Here is a 20,751-nt window from a genome sequence, read left to right on the forward strand (position 1 = left end):
GGTGCGCAGCGGTTTTGGGGGGAACGACATGCATCCAAAAACAAAAAATTCAATGCGCGTCGCCTGAATCCGATCAACGCTACGCGTTTTGATGCTCAGGCAAGCTGGCGCAGCTACATCAGCGACGCCGTGGCCAGGCGATTCTTGGCGACGTTCGGCTTCTTGTCGCCAATATACTCCACTTTCGTGTCGACCAGCCGGTCGCTGTCGATGCTCGCCGCGGTCAGAATGTTCTCGATCGCCTTCACGCGCCGCTTGGCCAGATCCTTGTTGATCTTGGCAGCGTTGGCGCCGGTAAATTCCTTGGCCGCCAGCGCCGTCATCTCCACGTTGCAGCGCGTGTCGCGAATGCTGGCGGCGAACTTCTCGAGCTCGCGTTTCACCTTCGCTGAAATCACGGAGGAGCGGCTGGCGAAGACGAGATGGACCTGCTCCGGCCTGCGCTTCTCATACTGCCGGCAGGAGATGCCTTGCTTGGGCAAGGTGTAGAGGATGGCGCTGCGCGCTTGGCTCGTGTCGGCGGCGCCGTCATCGACCCAATAGGAAAGCGCCAGCACCATTTCCGGCTTGACGCCCTGTGCTTTGAGGAAGTCGCTCGTCGCGTTCAGCCTGCGGCCGGCAATGTCATACGCCTTGTCGTATCCGCCTTCCTTGCTCGCAGTCGCATAGAGCCTGTACCCGCAATCGTGGCCGGCGCCATTGACGAACTCTCCCAGGGCTTTTGCGGATTCGGCCGATATCTTGCCGTCACCCTTCGTGAACAGGACCCGGTGCGAGTTCCACTGGGTGCACTTTGGTCCAACGTCACCTTCCTGTGCGACCGCCGGGAAGAATGCCGCGCTGACGGCAATAATGAAAACGGCAAGGCCGACAATGCTCTTCATCTTCGTGGCACCTCCCAGGCTCGCCGCCGTCTACTACTGCACTTCGCGGTCCTCGCAAGGTAACGTTCGCGCGATTGGCACCGGCGTCAGTCCCACGCCAGCAGCAGCTTGCGCCAGAAAGCGTTGGACGGCATGGGCTTGGAACCAGGTGGCAGTCTGATCGCCAGATGGATCGTCAGCCATTTGCGATCGATCTCGCGGATGGAGACCTTCAGGTCATGCAGCTCGAAGGGTCTCGCGACACGTGTCCAGCCGGAGAAGGCCAAGGCGCCGACCGGAGCATCGTGTTTCCAGACGAGTTTTTCTTCCGGCCGCCCCAGTGCCATGGCGAACTCGAAGGGGGAAGCATCCTCATGCGCGATCTCCACCGTTGCGATCACGCTTCGGGCAAAGGCCGGGAAAGTGGAATTGAGGGCGGCGACCACGGGACCATGGTTGCTCGGCCGCAGGAAAATGCCGCCATTGTCGCCGGCAACGAGCAGCGCCGGCAACTCGGACGGATAGTTCGTTGTCAGCGTCGCACGCTTCAGTTCCTCGCCGCTCAGCCGGCGCATGCGCTGGCGCTGCTGCGGCGCATTGAGGCGTGGGCGCCGCCCGCCGGGTGAAACCACGTTGCGGATCTTGATGCTGGAGAAGCCGCCAAGCACCTTCGCGTCCGGCTGCCTGTCGGCGCATCTGACGGCCAGCAGCAGATCGCGCCTGCCATCCGCAGGTCCATCGGCATCGGCCATGATTTCGCGCGGTTCGTGCGGACGGCTCACATTCGCCCAGCCGCTGCCGCCATTTGCAAGCAGTTCGGCGAGCTGACCGAAGTCCCGCTTATCCGCATCGACGAGCGCGATCTGAAACTGCGCCGGTTCCGTGACCGCTTCATCAAGATAGACCCAGCAGCTCGCGCCGACCGTGCCTGGCGGGCATACGCCCTTCAGCAGCGCCATCGAAACGGCGCCGCCGCTGGCCTGGACGAACAGCTGGTCCGGCGATTGCTCGACATAGGTCAGCAGATCCGAATCGGTTGGATACGACCCGACATGGGCGAGTCGCAGGATCTCGGCCGAGAGGTACTGCTCGCGATGCAGCAGGGAGTGCAGTTCCGGGACCGTCTCCTCAGCCGAGGCGTTGAGCATGTCGACAACGCCCAGGGTGAAGTCGGATCGGCCGGCATGGGCGAGCAGCGAGATCGCCGTGTCGGCCCTGCCTTCGCGCGCCGCTATCTCAGCCAGCAGCTGGATCGCATCTGCGGAATTGGCGGCAGCCGAACTCAGCCGCAGATACCGGTCGTCCTTGACCCGCAGCTCCAGGTTCCAGAGGTTGAGTTCCTTCTCGTGGCTGGCGGTGTTCGAGCTGATGCCGAGCTGCACGAACATGTCCGTCCGCGCGAATTTGTGCTTGCGGAACACGTCGATGATCGGCCGCCGGTTTCTCAGCCACTCGGCATTCCGGTTCATGCCCGTCGGCGAAGACCGGTACCAGTAGAGCGGCTCCGGGATGGTCACGATCTCCAGGCCGGCAAGATCGGCGCGCAGGAAGAATTCCCAATCGCTTGCCGAAAAGCCGCGCTCTTCGTTGAGGTAGCCGACCTTGTCGAACACCTCGCGCCGGAACATGGCGTTGGCATCGCCATAAGGGTTGGTGATCAGCGCGATGTCGGGTGGGCCGCCGACCGGGAAATACAGCATATAGCCGCTCTTCGTGTCCGGCGGCACGAACGGCTCGTTGAGCCACTTGGCGAAGGTGGTGCAGATATCGGCGCCGGACCTCAACATGCCGGAGACGAAGGTGCTGACCGCATTCGGGAACAGCGCATTGTCGTCGTCCAGGAACAGGATCAACGACCCCTTGGCGTGGCGGATGCCGTTGTTGCGCGCCTTGCCGAGGAAGCCGTTCTTCTGCCGGATGATCTGCCAGCCGCGCTGCTTGAACTCCGGCTCGAGCTCGGCCAGTAGCCGGATCGCCTCGGGATCGGTGCTGCCGTCATCGACAAGGACCAGTTCGATGTTGGGATAGTCCTGGCGCCGGACCGAGGCGATCGCCTGCGGCAGCAGGCGCGCCCGATTGTAGTGCGCCGTAATAATCGAGACCAGCGGCAGCCGGCCCCGGCCGAGCCCGCCGGGCTTGGCGGCCTGTTTTGCGAATTTCGCGTGCAGCCTGCTCCAGGCCTTCTCGCGCGCATCCCGGTTGTGCTGCGGCTTCGCCGGGTCGAACGACCGGCTTTCCATGACCGACGCAATCTTGGCCGCGATCGCTGCGGCGGAAGCCTTCATGGTGACGGCATCGGCGGAGCTCGGATGGATCACGTCGCGAATGCTGCCGACATCCGTGGTGACGAACGCGATCCCTTCGTCGAGGCACGTCACAACATCCAGCGGAAGATGGGCGGCCGAATGAGTGATCGCCACCAGCGCATGGCTCTGCCGCAGATATTTGAAGATCTGCGGCTCGTCCCGGATGGGCAGAAGCTTCAGCTTGAACGGCCATTGCCGCGCCCGTCGGACGATCATGCCGCCCGAATGCTCGCCGAGCACATGGCCGAATGCGCCGACCACCGTCACCGACAGGTCGGTGACGCCGCTGTCGGCCAGGCGATCGAGCGCATCGCAGAACAGCGTCAGCCCGCCGCGCGCCTCCGTGCCGGAGAAATGAACCACTTCGGGGCTGAGCCGCTCCCGGGGCCGGTAGTGATCGACGGTGAAGTTCGAACGCCACTCCTCGGGCGGCAGCGGGGCGGCGATGTGACGACTGGCGGGCAACTTCCATCCCGCCTTGGTCATCCAGTCGAGCAGCGACTGGCCGGTGACGACGAGATGGTCGCAGGTCTCGGCCGCTGTCCTCTCCATATGCGCGACCGTCATCTGGTCCTTGTGCTCGATCGCCCGGGAGTTGGCTTCCAGCTTCCAGATCAGCGGTTCGTGGGCGAGCACGACGATCACCGGCGGATCGGGGAACACGCCGGTGCGCTTGGCAACCGTGGGGAAATGCGCCAGCCCGCCTTCGAGCGAAAAATAGACGACGTCGAACGGGTTCTGCTTGAGATAGTGGTAGACAGCCACCGAGTTCTTGTCGCTCGCTTCGTCGCCGCGCAGCAGCTCCGGCGACAGCGGCAGCAATTCGAGCCGCACCAGGAAATTGTCGAAGCACCATTTGGCCAGCCGCGCGATCTCCTCCGCGTCAGGCCGGCTGCCGAGCGGGCTCGCCACCCAAAGCAAGGTCACCCTGTCGCCGGTCTTCGCAAGGTGCTGGGCCAGGGCGTAGACCGCCGAGCCGGGATCGGCCGTCACGGTCGAGCCGAACTCGACCTCCGAAACGATGCACACGTTGCGGGGCTTTTGGCTCGCCTGCCGCCTCCCGGCGGGCACCGCTCGTTTCTTAGAACCAACGCTCAATCGGTCCCCCAATCAATCCCAGCTCAGTCCAGCTTTGTCAGCCTGTCCAACGCGAAGCAGTCTTGCCAACAGTTGGATAACACTTTGATAATTGTCTTGGGTGCATAACACGCGTCTGCCTTCGCTCAACCGTATTGATGACGTTCGGATGGTTGGCTTTCAATCCCCAAAACATCTCGCGCGACTGGATGACCGGCCGATCGACATGGCCCACGACGAGATCCTTTGCTTTGTCGGATTGCGCAACGAAGCGGCCTTGCTGCCGCACATCCTCGACCACTATCGCAAGCTCGGGGTCGACCGATTCTTCTTTCTGGACAACGGCTCGACGGACGGAACGCGCGAACTGATCCTGGAGCAACCGGACAGCCACTGCTTCCACACCGAAGGATCGCATTTCGCCGAAAACATCGATCCGCCGAAATGGATCAACACGCTGATGAACGTCTTCGGCAGCGGCCATTGGTGCCTATCGATCGACGCCGATGAGCTTCTCGTCTATCCCGATTGCGAGCAGACGAATCTGCGGCAGCTCTGCGCCTATCTCCAGTCGACCGGCGCCGAAGCCGTCATCGGCTCGATGATCGACATGTATGCCGACGGACCGCTGACCGAATGCAGCTACGACGGCAAGCTCCCGCTGCTCGAGGCCTCGCCCTATTTCGATCCCGAGCCGGGATGGCTGAGGCCCCGCGACGGCCTCTATCCGCCGGAGCAGATGTTCGGCGGTGTGAGAGAACGTGTCTTCTGGCACGGCCGCTTCAAGCAGACGTTTCCGCCCTGTCTGACGAAAGTGCCGATCGTGCGATGGGGGCGGGGCACAAGCTACCACGTGGCGCAGCACACCCTCACCAAGGTCAGCTTCAGCGAACTGCGCGTTGCCTTGCTGCACTTCAAATTCGTCTGGGGCTTCCGCCAAAAGTCGGCGTCGTCCCTGAACGAGAATGCGCAGCTCAAGGAAAAGACCCTCGAGGAACGTGCAGCCTACATGGAAGCATTGGAGCGAAACCCGAAGCTGGCGCTCCGCGACCATCGCTCCGTCCGCTATCGCGACACCGCGCAGCTCGTGGATCTCGGCTGGATGAAAACCTCGGATCGCTACGCTGAGTTCATCTCAAAGCAAGCGACGCGCCGTCTTCGCGACGGCGCGTCCGCCTGACATTTATCGAGAAAATCGGCGCTTATCCGCCGTAGCGGCCGCCGCCATCCCCACCGTTCCCGTTTCCACCACCGGCTGCAAACTGTGACAGGCTGTTCAAAGCCAGCGCTTTGCAGGCCGTCGGCGCATTCGGATAACGATGCAGATAGTCCTCTAGCGCCTCGATGGTGCCGATCTTGAGGGCCTGCTCGCAGGCGAGCTCGGCTTCCTTGATCGGGGCAACTTCGATTTGCGCCTGCGCCGCGTTCGAGAACGCGACACTCAACCCCAGCAGACTGAGGCCGCCCAAAAGTAGCGACTGTATTTTACGCATTACGCCCACCCATACACTGCACACCCCATAGACTGTTGATACTATTGATTTGTTAGCAATTTGTCAACCATATCGACAGAAACCTGCTGGGGGATGGTTAACGGCTTGAGCGCCTGTTTGGGTCTGCGAAAGGGGCTGCTGCTGGCAGGCTGGATCGTGTACGGCCGCGGAAATTCGGCGTCGAAAAACAGGCCAACAGGCAGCCTGTCGAGTTCGGATGTCGAACGCCCTGCTTTAGTCGCTGAACAGGGTCAGCGTCCGAAAGAAGGCGTTGCTCGGAGCGCCGTTCGGCCCTTCCGCGAAGCGCACCGCGAGCACGATCGAAAGCGGCATCTTGCGCCTGACACGGGCCGTCGTCGCCACGACGTGGCGCACGAATTTGTCGCGGACCATTATCCAGCCGGAGAAGCCGATCGTCTGCGCGCCGATGTCCTGCTGCCAGTCTATGGGCTGGTCGGGGCGGGCGAGCGCCAGGCCGAATTCGATTGCCGGAGCGTCGGCATGGGCGAGCTCGACGGCTGCCTCCATTCTGCGAAAAAAGGGCGGGAACTGATGGTCAAGCGACGCGGCGACCGGGCCCTCCGCGTGCGGCCGCAGGAACACGCCACCCCCGTCAGGCGCGACCAGCAGCAACGGCAGCGCGGAACTTCGCGGCGTAAGCAGCCTTGCAGCCTTCAGCACCTCGTAGGCGAGCGCGACTGAAGCACCGGCCGCCTCGGCTCTGCCCGATGCATCCGGCTGCGGCTTGACGAGGCCGTCTCCAAGCAGGGCGGCGCGCGTATCGTTGCGGCCGACCGAGGCGGCGATGCCGGCAAGCGCCTCGATCGCTGCCTCGCCGTTGGGCTCGAGGTCGCTGAGCTCCAGGTATTTCCGATTGGCCGGTGTATATTTCAGGTTCTCGCGCGCGCTGTCGACTTCGGAGCGTGCCGTGTTCTGCGCGATGGCCAACTGGTGGAGCAACCGGACGTCCTCGGATCGCAGCGTCCGCAACGCTTCCATGACGGGCAGGCGGTTGTCATACCAATTCGATGTGCGGAACATGCTGCCCGGTTTCGACCGGTACCAGTAGAGCGGCTTCGGAATCGGCCTGAGCTTGAGCCCGGCGAGCGAGGCCCGCGCGAAGAATTCCCAGTCGTGCATGGCATAGCCTGGATCCTCGATCCAAAATCCGATCTGCGAGAAGACCGCCCGGCGCACCATCGCGTTGGCATCGCCATAGACGTTGTGGATCAGTCCCAGCGCGTCCGGGCCGCCGAGCGGCAGATACTGGATCAGCCCATCGGCCCGGTTCTCCGGCACGAAATCCTCGTAGAAGATCAGTTGGAAGGCCGTGCAGATGTCGGCGCCCGATGTCGTCATGGCGCGAACGAACTGATCGACGGCTTCCGGGAACAGCGCGTTATCGTCGTCGACGAACAGGATCAACTCGCCGCGCGCGGCGCGCACGCCGGCATTGCGCGCGGCGCCAAGATGCTTGTGCAGCCAGCGCAGGATCTTCCATCCGCGTCGACGGAAGCCCGGTTCCAGCGCATCCAGCAATTGCCTGGCTTCTTCCAGATCGCTTCCATCGTCGACCAGCACCAGTTCGAGATTGCCGTAGCTTTGCGCCTCGACCGCCTCGATGGCCTGCTTGAGATAGAGCGGCCGGTTGCGATGCGCCATCACCACCGAAACCAGGGGTGCCGGTCGAGCCTGCTTGCGGATGCGCTTTCGGGCAGCGGGCACATGGCGCGAATCTAGCCATGCCTTGCGGCAGGGGCCCGACATATCGATCCGGCCGGGGCGGGGGGGCTTGTCGAGCGCCGCCAGCATGGCCGCCGCCAATTGCGCCGCGTCGGCCTCGACCAGCGGCGCCTGGCCGGCCTCAGGATTCCAGGCTTCGGCATTGGCGCCGGCATTGGTTGCAACGAACGGCAGCCCTGCAGCGGTGCATGCGGCAACGGCTTCGCCTGTCGATGCAGCGAGGCTGGGGATCACGGCCAAGGCGCCGCTGCGTGCGAGGTAGTCGAGCCTCTCCCGGAAGGTCGCGCGCGGCAACAGCTTGAGCCGGAACGGCCAATGCTCGGCGCGCCGCAGAAGCAGCCCGCCGCTGTGCTCGCCCATGATCTTGCCGAATGGACCGAATGCGGTGAGGGTCAGCCCTTCGGGCGCCGATGGCGCGAGGATGTCGAGCGCGTCGCAAAGCAGCGTCAGGCCATCCCGGAACCGAGCTCCGGCCAGGGCAACAAGTTCGCACGCCTTGCTCTCGACCGGTGACGCCGGCGCTTCGGTCCGGCCGGCCCGAAACGGTGGCGGCAGCACCGTCGCCTTCCTCACCTTCCAGCCTCTCGACAGCATCCATTGGCGCAGCGCCGCGGAGGCGCAGATCGTCCTGTCGGCCATTTCGGCGCAGTGCTTTTCCATATGGGCCGTAGCGATAGCCTCGGTGCTGCCCATGAAGGCCTTGTCGGCTTCATGCACCCATTCCTCCGGGGCGCTGGCGAGGAGGACGATGGGCGGCGCGGCGAAGGCGCCGGTCTCGGCCGCGAGCAGGGTGAAATAGGGCAGGCCACCCTCGAGCGGCGCGAAGACCAGATTGTATCTGGAGCGCTCGAGATAGTGCAGCAAGGCCGCGGACCGGCTCTCCGGGCTTGCCAGCGAGGGGAGCAACTGATCGGACCGGTCGAGAACCTCGAGTGTGACCGCGGCGGCCTCGAGTTCCTTGCGTTGCGTGGCCAACTGCTCCGGCGAGGGCGCTTCCCGGCCGGCGACCAACAGCAGGGTGACGTCGTCTCCCTCATCGGCAAAGAGTCTGGCGAGCTCGCTGAACGCCGTCGCATCCTCGACCTCGCTGTCGCGGCGGATCGCATGCGTGACCACGCAGATGCGGCGACGAGCGCCATCCTGCTTCGGCTTGCTTCCAGCGGTCATTGAACGTTCCTCTGACCCCGATCGACCGGCACGGCTTCCACGCTTCTCTGCTCTTTGACCATGCCGGATTTACTTTCCAGTGATCATCCTTGTGCGCCACCGGTAAACCAAGACCATCAAGCGGCGCCTAAAACAGCTGCGCAATCAAGCGATTGTTACAAGTTTACCGACACGGCATAACCAATCTTTACGCGTCCCGGCTAACCGTTCACGGCATAGCAGGAGGCGCGAATGAAAACGATAATGAAGTTTCTCGCTGCGCTCGCCTTGATGGGCGCCATGATCTCGACGAGCTCGGCAGACCAATTGCTGCGTCCGCGCATGAATCTCGGCAATGGCTATGTGAAGACGATCAGCGGCGACCGTGGCGGCTATGTGATCGACTATGCCATCCGCGTGCTGAAGATGCGCCGCAGCGGCGGCTTCGTGCGCTTCAACGGTGCGTGCGACTCGGCCTGCACGCTTTACCTGGCGATGCCCAAGAGCAAGGTCTGCGTCACGCGCAGCGCCTCGTTCGGCTTCCACCTGCCCTATGGCGCCGGGGCGCGCGGCAACCAGGTCGCGGCCGACTTCATGATGAAGAACTACCCCGGCTGGGTTCGCGGCTGGATCGCCAAGCGCGGCGGCCTGAAGAATTCCATAACGACCATGACCTATGCGGATGCGAGCCGGTTCCTTCCGACTTGTCCTTCCGAACAGCGGTCGACCATTGCGAGCCTGAGCCCGACCCGCCTGCGCGGCGGCTGAACCCCGCAGCAGGTGTTGGGACGACCGATGACGGCGGGTGCTTCACGGCGCCCGCCGTTGCCGTTTCAAGTGGCCGCTCACATTTGAACGCAGAGGTCGTTTGTGTATGTTCGGGCGTAACTCCATTGGGTGTGGTGCGAATGCAGTCTTGTCAGAAGTTCGTGCTGATCGCTTCCCCCAGAACCGGCTCGCAAGCGCTCAATCGCCATCTCAACCAATATGAGGGGATGGTGATGCATGGCGAGATTTTCAATCCGCGCTTCGTCGGTCTGCGCTATGACTACCATGACAAGATGAATCTGCCGCGCGAGGCTGTCGGCACGCGCGATGCTGCTCCCGAGCAGCTCATCGCGCGCATCTTCGAGGATCCGTCGGCCCGCTTTGCCGGTTTCCACATATTTCCCGAGCAGACGCGCCCCGCCGTGCTTCCGGTGCTCGAGGACGAGAGCGTGAAGAAGCTCTGGCTGGTCAGGAACCCGGTCGCCTCGTTCCTGTCCCTGCTCGAGGCGGAAGCGTCGGGCGTCTGGGTCGTCCACGCCTCCGAGCCCTTGCCCGAGCCCAGCCGCAAGAAGGTGTATTTCGACCTTGAGCGGTTCAACGCCTATCTGCGCGAGCTGAACCTGTTCCGGACCAAGATCAAATCCGTGCTGTTCGAAGCCAATCAGCCCTATTTCCCGATCCACTACAACGATATCGCCGATCCGCTGGTCGGAAACGCGATCATAGCCTATCTCGGTGGGTCGCAGCGCCTCGACCGGTTCGAGGCCGAGATATTGAAGCAGCCGGTGCGCCCATACGCCGAGCGCATCGAGAATTATTGGGAATTCACCGCCTATTTCAGGGCCATTTCCACCGAAGACCTGCACGCGCTTGGGTGATGCGGCCGGCCGGCGGGACCAACGAAGACCAATCGCGGATCGGCTTTGGCAGCTCTTGCGCTTCGATGCCTCGGTTAACCAGTCCTGAAGAGAGATGGTTAACGCACGCTTGATTTTGTTGACTCTTTTTTAACCCAGACCGATTTTGCGGGTTGGGGGTTTTGAACGCTCTGGTTGTGGCTGGCCGGAGCGCGAAGTGGCGGCGGTATTTATATGAACATCGGCGGCGGCATGGGGTCGACGAGCTGGCCTGAAAACGGTGCGGCGAATTCGAAGAAGGGCGCGGCTTTGCCGCGCGCTATGCGCTTTCGGCGCATGTCGTTGCAGATCATCTGTACTGGAGTTCTGTCCTGGCTGCTCTTGGGCATCTACCGAAGCGTCATCATCGATCCGCAGACGACGGTGCAGGGGCTCCTGGCGTCCGCTCCCGTTGGACTGGCCGCAAGCTATTATGACCTGATCCTCATTGCCTCGCTGACCGCGGCGGCCCTGGCACTGCGTTTCCTGGCAAGGGCCAGCCGCCTCGCTTCCGCGGCGGTCGCCGTCCTGTTCTATGTTGCAATCCTGGTGTCGCTCGCCTGGGGATTTGCCAACATCAACCTCGTCAAGATGCTGGGCGAGCCGTTCACCTTCCAGTGGCTGGTCTATGGCGACTTCCTGCAGAATGCCGACGCAAGGAACGCCATGGGTGACGCCCTCAACGTCCGGGATTTCGCGACCCTGTGCGGATCCGTCATGCTGGTGTTCGTGCTTGGCTATGCCGCGGCCGGATTGTGCCTGCGGCTGAACACAGTCGGTCACCGCGCCTTTCTCGGTGCGCTCGTCCTGGCTGTCGGCGCGGCGCTGGTCGGCACGGGCTACCATGTGCGCGCCGAGTCGCTGCCGGCGTCCAAGGTCGACAATCCGATCGTCTATTTCGTTCAGTCGGCCTTGTTCAGCCCGATGCCGGTGATGCTCGCCATGAGCGCCGGCGCCAACGACCCCGATGTCGCCAGCGTCGGCGAGCGGCCGCCGGAGACGTCCAGCTTCAAGCCGCCGGCGCCGAACCCGATCAAGAACGTTCTGATCTTCATGATGGAGTCGGTGCCGTCCAAATATGTCGAGACATTTGGCGGCAACTATCCGGTGACGCCGACAATCAAGGCCTATGCAGGCGATTCCATCCGCTTCGACAACATCTATGCGCACGCGCCGTCCACGCACTATTCGATATTTTCCCTGCTCACCTCGCTCTACAACGACATTTCGTTCTACGGGATGACCAGCCGGTATCCGTACCTGCCGCTGGACACTGTCTCCAACACGCTGTCCAAGAACAACTTTCGCACCGGTTTTTTCTGGAGTGCGGATTCCCGTTTCCAGCGCGTCGACGAGTTTCTCCTCAACAAGGGACTGGACGTGATCCAGGATTATCGCGGGCAGAAATGCGCTACCCCGACCTTCAAGCTCAGCTCCGAGCAGTGGAAGAACATGGACTACAACAGCGACCTGTGCACCGCGCAGTCCATCATCGACTGGATGAACAAGGATTCGCAGAAGCCTTTCTTCGGCATCATGTTCACGGCGATGACCCACTATCCCTACATCACCGCCAGTCCGATGTTTTCGAAGATGGCGCCGTCGTCTCACGACAAGGGTTTGGTGCATTATTCGGACGACGAGAAATTCAACGCCTATCTCAACGCCCTGAAGGTCGGCGACACCGCGCTTGGCGAGATCCTTGAATCGCTCAAGCGGTCCGGCAAGCTCGATTCCACGCTCGTCGTCGTGCTCGGCGACCATGGCGAAGCGTTTGGAGAGCATGGCGATTACGTCCATGCCAGCGCGATGTATGACGAGAACGTCCACATCCCGCTGATCATGATCAACAAGCATCTGTTCCACGATCAGGTCGCGCACCCGGTTGGCGGCATCATCGATATCGCCCCGACGATCTTCGACATACTGGGCCTGCCGCTGCCGAAGCAGTGGCAGGGGCGCAGCCTGTTCAGCGAGCAGAGGCCGAACAAGACTTTCTTCTTCAATCCCTGGGCCGGCTACCTGTTCGGTTATCGCGAGAACGATCGAAAGGTGATCTTCAACGCCACGACCGGCAAGGTCGAGGAATATGACCTCAAGGCCGATCCCGGCGAAAGGACGAACCTATTCAGCGAGGATGCGAGCGACAGGAGCGCGCTGCTGCAGCCCATCGCTGGATGGGTGCAGTCGCAGAGACGCCGCATAACCGATCTGGTCGCTGCCGCCGAGAACGACGCCGGGCGCTGCACCGCCACGAATCTGACGATCGAGGCAGCCGGCACCGATTATCGGGGAGCGCCGAGCTTCGACGTCTTCGTGGACGGCAAACGCCTCGCCGAGATCGCCGTCCAGGGCAAGGAGAGCAAGGCATCGGCGGCCGAAGCCCGCGTCGCGGAACTGCAGGAGGCGGCAATCGACGCGCAGCCGTTCCGCGTCGACATCAGCGGCGTGCCCAATCCGAAGACGATCGAAATTCGCTACATCAATGACGAGTGGGCCGGTGACGGTCTGCCCGGCGACCGCAACCTGTTCATCAAGAGCATCAAGGTGAACGGACAGCTGGTCCCCAAAAGCAAGCTGCATGTCGACGAGCAGTCCCATGGCTATACCGACGACAGCGGCACCGCCATGTACACCAACGGCTCGCTATCGGTCAGCGGCCCGTTCATCGAAGGCTGCATGTAGCGCAGAGCAATCCGCTCGCGCTACCGCTGGCCTTGCGGCTGCCATTCCTGCCGGTACCAGTCGACGAACTTCGCCAGCCCTTCCTCGATCGACACTTTCGGCTTGAAGCCGAAGTCGCGCTCCAGCGCGCTGGTGTCGGCAAAAGTCTTCTCCACTTCGCCCGGCTGCATGGGCAGATTGTCGCGATCCGCCTTGACGCCGAGCAGGCTTTCCAGCGTGTCGATGAAGCGGCCGAGATGCACCGGCTGGCTGTTGCCGATATTGTAGATCCTGTGGCGCTCGCTATCGGTTGCCGGCGCCTTGTCCAGCACCGCCACGACGCCGTCGACGACGTCGTCGACATAGGTGAAGTCGCGCCACATCTCGCCATGATTGAAGACGCGGATAGGCTTTCCGGCGAGCATCGCCTCGGTGAAGATCCAGGCAGCCATGTCCGGACGCCCCCAGGGGCCATAGACGGTGAAGAAGCGCAGGCCCGTCTGCGGCAGGCCGTAGAGATGCGAATAGGTCGAGCTGATCAGCTCGTCCGCCTTCTTGGTCGCGGCGTAGATTGAAACCGGATGGTCGACGCGGTCGTCCTCCGCGAACGGCACCTTGGTGTTGCCGCCATAGACCGAGCTCGACGAGGCGTAGACCAGATGCTTCAGGCCGGGCAGCGCGCGGCTGAGCTCCAGCATCTCGAGATGGCCGGCGATGTTGGCGTGGATATAGGCGCGCGGATTTTCGAGCGAGTAGCGTACCCCGGCCTGGGCGGCGAGGTGCACGATGCCGCTGACCGGTGCTCCCTTGAGCTCGGCCGCCAACGCCCCCGGCTCGGCAATGTCGAGCTGGTGGAACGAAAATCCCTCGCTGGGCGAGAGCCGGGCAAGCCGCGCTGCCTTAAGCGCCGGATCGTAATAGGCGTTCATGTTGTCGACGCCGATCACTTCGTCGCCGCGCGCGAGCAGACGGCGGCAGACATGGCTGCCGATGAAGCCGGCGGCTCCGGTTACCAGGATGCTCATGCTGGCTCTCCAGGGCAGGGGTCAGGCGCGGCTGTCATTTCCGGCGCGAGCTCTTCCTGGCGCTCGCCGGCAGGCTCGGCCGGTGCCAGCCATCGGCTTCGCCATGTGCGGGCTGCGGCCGCGCCACATAGGCGAGCGCGCCGTTCGCTTCGAGATAGATGCGCGACAGCATCTCGGCGAGCACGCCCGAGGTCACCGCCTGCAGCCCGGCGATGACCAGGAAGAAGCCGGTGAACAGCATCGGGCGGGTGCCGATATCCTGCCCGAGGAACAGCTTCACGCAGAGCAGGTAGGTCAGGATCAGCGAGCCAAGCACGCCGAACACGATGCCGATGCCGCCGAAGAAGTGACCCGGCCTGGTGCGGTAGCGCATGAAGAAGAACATGAAGACGAGATCGAGCACCACGCGGAAGGTGCGCGAGATGCCGTATTTCGAATGGCCGTGGATGCGGGCGTGATGGGTCACCACTTCCTGGGCGATGCGCCGCGGCGTCGTCACCGTCGCAAGCCATGCCGGAATGAAGCGGTGCATTTCGCCATAGAGCCGGACGCTGCGGATGACGCTGCCGCGGAAGATCTTGAGGCTGCAGCCATAGTCCTTCAGCCGCACGCCGGTGACGCGCGCGATCAGCGAATTGGCAATGCGCGAGGGCAACCTGCGCATCCAGAAACCTTCCTGGCGGTTCTTGCGCCAGCCGGCGACGAGATCGAGGTCCTCGGTCAGAAGGCGATACACCATGCGCGGTATGTCGAACGGATCGTTCTGCAGGTCGCCGTCGAGCGTCGCGATCACGTCGCCGCGCGCCGCATCGAGCCCAGCCTGCATGGCGGCGGTCTGCTTGTAGTTGCGCACCAGTTCCACGCCATGCACGTGCGGGCCGTATTGGGCGGCGAGCCTGCGTATTTCGGCGGGCGTCGCGTCGGTGCTGCCGTCGTCGACCAGCACCACCTCCCAGGGCTGGCTGTAGCCTTCCAGCGCCTGGTGGATGCGCACCAGCAGCGGCTCGACATTGTCGGCCTCGTTGTACATCGGAATGACGATGGAGAGCCTGTGCTCCGGCATGACGGCGCCTTCGGGCAGGCCCGCGGCAGGGATGGGAAGCACGTTCATGGCGGTCATTTCCTTGCGGCTCCCGTGGTCTCGGGCAGCGTCGGTTTCGAGGGAAACAGCCAGGCGATCGCTCCGGTTGCAACGGCCGAGCAAAGAATGAAGAGGTGCAGCGCGAGCGCGGCCTGCAGGCCGTCCTTCACCGCGATGCCGGAATAGACCAGCGCCGCGGCGGCACCCGCCTCGTAGGTGCCGAAACCGGCGACGCCCTGCACGGGCAGGATGGCGGCGGCCTCGGCGCCGACCGCGCCGGGAAAGGCGGTCTGGAAGGAGGTGCCGAGCAGCATGGCGAGCAGCCAACCTTGCACGGCGAGCTTCAGCGCCCAATTGGCCACCGTCCACCACCAGCCGTAGCGGGAACGCCCCGTCGCTTCGGTGAAGATGTCGCGCAGCTTGCCGAGCTTCGAGACGATCTGGCCGCGTCCAGCCCAGTCATGCGGCGCGCGCGCCCAGCGCGGCAGGTACCAGGCGACGGCAATCAGCGCGGCGATGCCCGCGGTCCTCAGCGCCGGATGCAGGCTTGGCCACACCAGGCAGGCAAGCACGCCGACGACGAAGGCGTCCTGCAGCCTGAACCACAAGAGCGAGGCGCTGGCGCGCACGATCGAAATGCCGAACACCTGGCGCAAGAGCAGCGGAAAGGCGGTCTCGCCGCCGCGGAACGGCACCACATTGATCATGGCGTTGTGGACCAGGATGACACGCAGGCAGGCGCCGAAGCGCCCACCCACCTCGTCGCGGAACTCGTCGCAGACGCGCAGCGCGCGCAGCACATAGGTGACGAACAGCGCCAGCGCCACCGCCGCGAAGGCGCCCGGCGTGATGCTGGCGAACGCATCGCCGACCATCTTCCAGCGCGAGTCGCCGGCAAGCCATGCCAGCAGCGCCAGAGTGACGATTATCGAGACTGCTCGCTTCAACCAATTCTCCGATGGCGTCCATCGCCGCGTTCCGGATGCTGCTTCGACTGCGAAGCTCGTGCGGCCGCGGATCGCCGGCGTTTGCCCTGCCGTTCTCGCAGGGCAGGAGGCGGGACCGCCGAAACGCGGCTGATCCTATAGACGACCGGCGTTTGCGAATCCACAAGCTTGGTTCAGGCTTGTCGAACAAGCGGGCCGCTTCGATTGGGATGCGATCCCGGGCGAGCCCGTCCAGACGGCAAGCGGAAGGTTGACGCCACTCTTTGGCCCGCGGTCGCGGCGGTACGGCGGCGGCGCGGTTTCCAAACGCATCCTCCGCCATGTCATCGTCGCGGCGCCCCGCATTGCGGCGCCGCCTGCGCGGCCGGCTCGTCAGCCACCGCGTCGGGTGGTGCGGCGAGCGCGCCGACGGCGGTTGGGAGGCTCGCTGAGAGAGCCCTCATCCAAGCTCAGCGAGCCCCAGCCCCGACGCATTACTAACGGGGACGGCTGCCAGCCTTGCATGCTGGCTTTGTTCGTTGGCGACGGTTGCGGACGCCACGCAATCTTCTTCTGCGGCCGGGGCGGCGATCGGAACGGAGATGGCAGCCGCCGGTCTTGCCGGCACGAGCCCGAAGAAGGGCGCGGCCGTGCTGACGATGGTGTCGATGTCGGAAAGCTCCGCCACGAAGCCCAGCTGCTCGCGCGCCCTGGTCGGATCGGCGTAGAGTTCGGCCGGATCGCCGGGCCGGCGCGCCTTGTATGCGACCGGGACGGGACGCGACGTCACCCGGGTCACCGCCTCGAGAATCTCGTTGACCGAGATGCCCCGGCCGCTACCGAGATTGACCGACAGGTTCTCGCCGCCGGCCTGCAGATGCATCAGCGCCTTGACATGCGCGCGGGCGAGGTCGCCGACATGAATGTAATCGCGAACGCAGGTGCCGTCCGCCGTGTCGTAGTCGGTGCCGAAGACTTCGACCGCATCGATCATGCCGGACGCGGCCATCAGCACCCTGGGGATGAGGTGGGTTTCAGGCTCGTGCCACTCGCCAAGCTCGCCGTCCGGGTCGGCGCCGCAGGCGTTGAAATAGCGAAGGATCGCGTATCTGGTTCCATAGGCGGAGGCGTAGTCCTTGATGATCTGCTCCCCCATCAGCTTGCTGCGGCCGTAGGGGCTGATCGGGTTTTGCGAGGCGGTTTCGCTGACCGGCAGCGTCTCGGGAACGCCATAGGTCGCGCAGCTGGAGGAGAAGATGATCTTGTCGATGCCGTTTGCCCGCGCCGCGTCCAGCACCGTGGCCGTGCCGGCGACATTGGTCGAATAGTAATCCGCCGGCCCGCTGACCGACTCGCCGACATAGGCGAGCGCGGCGAAATGGATGATCGCCTGCGGCCGATGGGCGGCGATCGCCCGCTGCAGCGTGCGTTTGTCGCGAATGTCGCCGACCACGAGCGGTCCCCAGGCAACCGCCTTCTCGTTGCCGCGGCTCAGATTGTCGTAGACCACCGGCAGGTAGCCCGCCGCCGAAAGCTGCTTGCAGGTATGGCTGCCGATGAAACCGGCCCCACCTGTCACCAGGATCCGACGCCGTGTCATGACATGACGGCCTCTTTGGCGGCGCGGCCGCGGCTGCGTGCCGCAACGAACTGGCGGCTGCCGAGCAAGGCGTCGAAATAGGCTGTGGTATGGGCGAGCCCTTCGGCGAGCGCGACCTTCGGCTCCCAGCCGAGATGCTGCCTGGCGACGGAAATGTCGGGCTTGCGCTGCCGGGGATCGTCGATCGGCAGCGGTCGATGCACGATCCTCGAGCGCGAGTTGGTGTAGTCGATGACCATCTCGGCCAGTTCCATGATGGTGAACTCGACCGGATTGCCGAGATTGACCGGATGCTGCGGCGCCGCGGGCACGTTCACCAGCCGGATGAAGCCCTCGATCAGGTCGTCGACAAAGCAGAAGGAGCGCGTCTGCTGGCCGCTGCCATAGACGGTGATGTCCTCGCCGCGCAGCGCCTGGACGATGAAGTTCGACACGACGCGGCCGTCGTCCGGCTGCATGCGCGGACCGTAGGTGTTGAAGATGCGCGCGACGCGGACATCGATGCCGTATGTCCGCGAGTAGTCGAAGAACAGCGTCTCGGCCGAACGCTTGCCCTCGTCGTAGCAGGAGCGCGGACCGTGCGTGTTGACGTTGCCGAAATAGGCTTCGGGCTGCGGATGAACCAGCGGATCGCCATAGACCTCGGACGTCGATGCCTGGAAGATCTTGGCGTTGTTGCGACGGGCGAGTTCAAGAAGGTTGATCGAGCCGAGCACACTGGTCTTGAACGTGTGGATCGGATCGGCCTGATAGTGCGGCGGAGAGGCCGGGCAGGCGAGGTTGTAGATCTCGTTGACTTCGAGATCCATCGGCAGCGCATCGACGATGTCGTGCTTGATGCAGGTGAAGGACGGATCGCGCTGTATGCCGCTGAGATTATATCGCTTGCCGGTGTGGAAGTTGTCGAGAACGACGACTTCATAGCCGTCGCGCAGCAGCCTTTCGCAAAGATGCGATCCTAGAAATCCGGCGCCGCCGGCGACCAGGGCGCGGCCACGTCCGGCGCTCCTGCGGTTGACTCCAGGATTGAGCTTGACGACCCTACTCATAACGCCCCCTTGACTCGGCACGCGCATCATCACCCCAGCCGAGCAAGTGCTTTGCTCGACCAAGCCCCAAACAGCGGCGAAGCCTCGGCGCAAGCCGGGACCGCCATCAACGATGTGCGTTGTAGAGGTAGAGTTATGGAGCTTTGCCCGACGGCCATTGATTGCCGTTCAGCACACTTTCGCCCCTAGTCGCGATCCACGAAGCCGGTTGCCACCATCGCGGACTGCTCGCCCAAATTGCACACCCAACGTATATAAAAATATACCTCCCAGTCGCGTAGTCAACAAAATTAGCGTTCTGTTAACCTCGCTTCTTGGCGATTGGTTAATCATCGCGGACTGCCGGGTTGGCTCTTGCGCGACTGGCGGCGCCTGGTCTTGAAGTTGTCGTCGTCTAAGGGGGAGATGTCTCGCCCATCGGCAAAAGCTTTCGGATCCAGATCTGGAGGAAATATTCAAGGCAGGGCGAACTAAAGCGTCAGGTCGCTGTCAATAAGCGCTGCTGGTTATAGAGATATGCTTTAAACGTTCGCAGAGCTGCGCGGAATAAAGTTCACGTCAGGCCGGCAATTAAGGAATGTGGTGTTCACTCCCGGATCGCACGGGGATGAAGGTGCGCGGGCTCCCTTCCGGCTGCCCGGCCCGGACTTCCGCGCCGGAGGGGGCCTGCCTGCTCAATCGTGTCCCGGGGCCTGCAACTGCTCGGCCAGCGCTACCACTTTTAGGTGCAGAGAATGCATCCAGGCCTACAGGCGAGCCGACGGAAGGCCTCAGGCACGCCGGCAATGCTCCCCATGCTGCTTGCGGCTGTAATGGCATGGCGCGCCGATCTTGGCGGCCATGCCGCGCAGATTTATTCGCCGCCCATATCCTTCTTGAACTGGTCGAAGTCGACCTGCATGCCGTTGAAGATGGTGCTCCAATGGCGGGTCAGCGCTGCCATTGCCACGGCTTCCTGGATTTCCTGCTCGGTGGCCCCGGCCCGTTTGGCGTTCGCGGTGTCCGACCAGACGCAGTAGTTGCACGGGATCTGCGCGGCGACCGCCAGCGAGATCAGCGACTTGACCTTCGGCGACAGCGCCGTCTTGTCGCTGAGTTCGATGGCCTTGACCTCGGCCCACGCGCCGGGCAGACCGGCTTTCGGGAATTGTTTCACGAAACCGGGCACGCCGCCCATCGTCGACTGAATATCCTTGATAGCGGTGTCGTAGTCGCCGGCGCTGGCCGGTGCGGTCAAGATCGGGGTCAGCGCGACCGCGGCAAGCAGCGAGGCCGAATGCAGGCAGGAATGAACGGTTGAAGCGATGCGAGAGACGGACATGGTTTCTCCTCTGGTCTTTGCTAACCTTACGGTGTAAGGTAGTTTGGAAAATGAACCTTACAGTGTAAGTTGTCAAGCGCGCCATGGACTCGTCTGTCGAAAAAAAGCGAACGCGCGGCCGGCTGTCTCCCGAGATGATCGAGGACGCCGCCTTCGAGGTGATCGAGAGGGAAGGGCTTTCGGGCTTTTCGATGCGCAAGCTCGCGGCAGCGCTCGGCTGCGAGGCGATGAGCATCTACCACCACTTCCCCTCGCAGGCGCATCTCTATGAGGCGCTGGTCGACCGCCAGATGAGCGGGCTGGTGATCCCCGACGAGAGCCTGCCTTGGCGCGAGAGGGTCCGCGTCGGCATGCAGGAATTCCGCCGCGTCGCGACCGAGCATCCGGCCTTTGCGCCCTTCATCGTCGTCTACCGGATGAACTCGCCGCCCTGTCTCGCCAAGCTCAACGGCATCATCGGCCTGTTCGAGGCAGGCGGCTTCGGACCCGAGCTCAGTGCCCGGCTGTTCCGTGCCGCCGGTTACTATCTGATGGGCGCTATCCTCGACGAGACGGCCGGCTACGCCAAGGGCCCGTCGGCGGTCACCACGGTCAGCGACGAGGAATTGGCGCGCGACTATCCGAGCGTCGTGGCGGCCGGAGCCTATTTCGGCGCCAGCGGTTTCGACGAGACTTTCAAGCTTGGCCTGGAGATGTTTCTGGACGAGATGGAGCGAATACGCGACGCTGCCCTGGGCGAGGCCGCCAAAGGGCGTCGCGGTCAATCGAAGAAGAAAAAATAACCAGGGCTTTC

At 63.4% G+C, this 20,751-nt stretch carries 15 protein-coding genes; 5 read left to right on the forward strand and 10 right to left on the reverse strand.

From position 1 onward, the window contains the following. Positions 1 to 113 precede the first annotated feature (113 nt). Both EN818_RS09975 and EN818_RS09980 read right to left on the reverse strand, forming a co-directional pair. Positions 114 to 884, reverse strand: a complete 771-nt coding sequence (locus tag EN818_RS09975; protein WP_135904448.1) for an OmpA family protein — start codon at positions 882 to 884, stop codon at positions 114 to 116. Between the two features lie 86 nt (positions 885 to 970). Beyond that, positions 971 to 4,198, reverse strand: a complete 3,228-nt coding sequence (locus EN818_RS09980; protein ID WP_129552872.1) for a DUF6212 domain-containing protein — start codon at positions 4,196 to 4,198, stop codon at positions 971 to 973. Between the two features lie 274 nt (positions 4,199 to 4,472). Between EN818_RS09980 and EN818_RS09985 the strand changes: the two genes are divergently transcribed. Beyond that, positions 4,473 to 5,426, forward strand: coding sequence for a glycosyltransferase family 2 protein (locus tag EN818_RS09985; protein WP_165349878.1), 954 nt, complete (start codon positions 4,473 to 4,475; stop codon positions 5,424 to 5,426). Between the two features lie 22 nt (positions 5,427 to 5,448). On the opposite strand, the gene EN818_RS09990 is transcribed toward EN818_RS09985, so the two are convergent. Further along, a complete protein-coding gene (locus EN818_RS09990; RefSeq protein ID WP_129552871.1) occupies positions 5,449 to 5,739 on the reverse strand; it encodes a hypothetical protein in 291 nt (96 codons plus the stop codon). 234 nt (positions 5,740 to 5,973) lie between these two features. After that, entirely contained in the window at positions 5,974 to 8,649 is a 2,676-nt protein-coding gene (locus tag EN818_RS09995) for a DUF6212 domain-containing protein (RefSeq protein WP_095808699.1), read from the reverse strand. A gap of 231 nt (positions 8,650 to 8,880) precedes the next feature. Here EN818_RS09995 and EN818_RS10000 point away from each other — a divergent pair, with 231 nt between their 5' ends. The 3 genes from EN818_RS10000 (at position 8,881) to EN818_RS10010 (ending at position 12,977) form a co-directional block, all read left to right on the forward strand. Continuing rightward, positions 8,881 to 9,396 carry a hypothetical protein gene (locus EN818_RS10000; protein WP_245420597.1) on the forward strand — a complete coding sequence of 172 codons (516 nt, stop codon included), beginning with the start codon at positions 8,881 to 8,883 and terminating at the stop codon, positions 9,394 to 9,396. Positions 9,397 to 9,536: 140 nt separating this feature from the next. After that, positions 9,537 to 10,274 carry a hypothetical protein gene (locus tag EN818_RS10005; protein WP_095808701.1) on the forward strand — a complete coding sequence of 246 codons (738 nt, stop codon included), beginning with the start codon at positions 9,537 to 9,539 and terminating at the stop codon, positions 10,272 to 10,274. A 213-nt stretch (positions 10,275 to 10,487) separates the two neighbouring features. Continuing rightward, positions 10,488 to 12,977, forward strand: a complete 2,490-nt coding sequence (locus EN818_RS10010) for a sulfatase-like hydrolase/transferase (protein WP_129552870.1) — start codon at positions 10,488 to 10,490, stop codon at positions 12,975 to 12,977. Between the two features lie 20 nt (positions 12,978 to 12,997). Here EN818_RS10010 and EN818_RS10015 read toward each other — a convergent pair whose 3' ends face one another. From EN818_RS10015 to EN818_RS10040, 6 genes are all read right to left on the reverse strand, one after another. After that, positions 12,998 to 13,981, reverse strand: a complete 984-nt coding sequence (locus EN818_RS10015; RefSeq protein WP_095808703.1) for an NAD-dependent epimerase/dehydratase family protein — start codon at positions 13,979 to 13,981, stop codon at positions 12,998 to 13,000. Positions 13,982 to 14,015: 34 nt separating this feature from the next. Then, positions 14,016 to 15,092 (reverse strand): glycosyltransferase family 2 protein, encoded by a 1,077-nt coding sequence (locus EN818_RS10020; protein ID WP_095808810.1) that lies wholly within the window; start codon positions 15,090 to 15,092, stop codon positions 14,016 to 14,018. A 5-nt stretch (positions 15,093 to 15,097) separates the two neighbouring features. Next, positions 15,098 to 16,009 (reverse strand): lysylphosphatidylglycerol synthase domain-containing protein, encoded by a 912-nt coding sequence (locus EN818_RS10025; protein WP_095808704.1) that lies wholly within the window; start codon positions 16,007 to 16,009, stop codon positions 15,098 to 15,100. 439 nt (positions 16,010 to 16,448) lie between these two features. Continuing rightward, a complete protein-coding gene (gene galE, locus EN818_RS10030; RefSeq protein WP_095808705.1) occupies positions 16,449 to 17,588 on the reverse strand; it encodes a UDP-glucose 4-epimerase GalE in 1,140 nt (379 codons plus the stop codon). After that, positions 17,585 to 18,637, reverse strand: coding sequence for a UDP-glucuronic acid decarboxylase family protein (locus EN818_RS10035; protein WP_095808706.1), 1,053 nt, complete (start codon positions 18,635 to 18,637; stop codon positions 17,585 to 17,587). The genes galE and EN818_RS10035 overlap by 4 nt, the downstream gene beginning before the upstream one ends. 853 nt (positions 18,638 to 19,490) lie before the next feature. Beyond that, a complete protein-coding gene (locus EN818_RS10040; RefSeq protein ID WP_095808707.1) occupies positions 19,491 to 19,958 on the reverse strand; it encodes a carboxymuconolactone decarboxylase family protein in 468 nt (155 codons plus the stop codon). An 83-nt stretch (positions 19,959 to 20,041) separates the two neighbouring features. On the opposite strand from EN818_RS10040, the gene EN818_RS10045 reads away from it, so the two are divergent. After that, positions 20,042 to 20,740 carry a TetR/AcrR family transcriptional regulator gene (locus EN818_RS10045; RefSeq protein WP_095808708.1) on the forward strand — a complete coding sequence of 233 codons (699 nt, stop codon included), beginning with the start codon at positions 20,042 to 20,044 and terminating at the stop codon, positions 20,738 to 20,740. Positions 20,741 to 20,751 lie beyond the last annotated feature (11 nt).

Origin of the sequence: Mesorhizobium sp. M3A.F.Ca.ET.175.01.1.1 (assembly GCF_004791945.1) — a bacterium.
Lineage (GTDB): Bacteria > Pseudomonadota > Alphaproteobacteria > Rhizobiales > Rhizobiaceae > Mesorhizobium.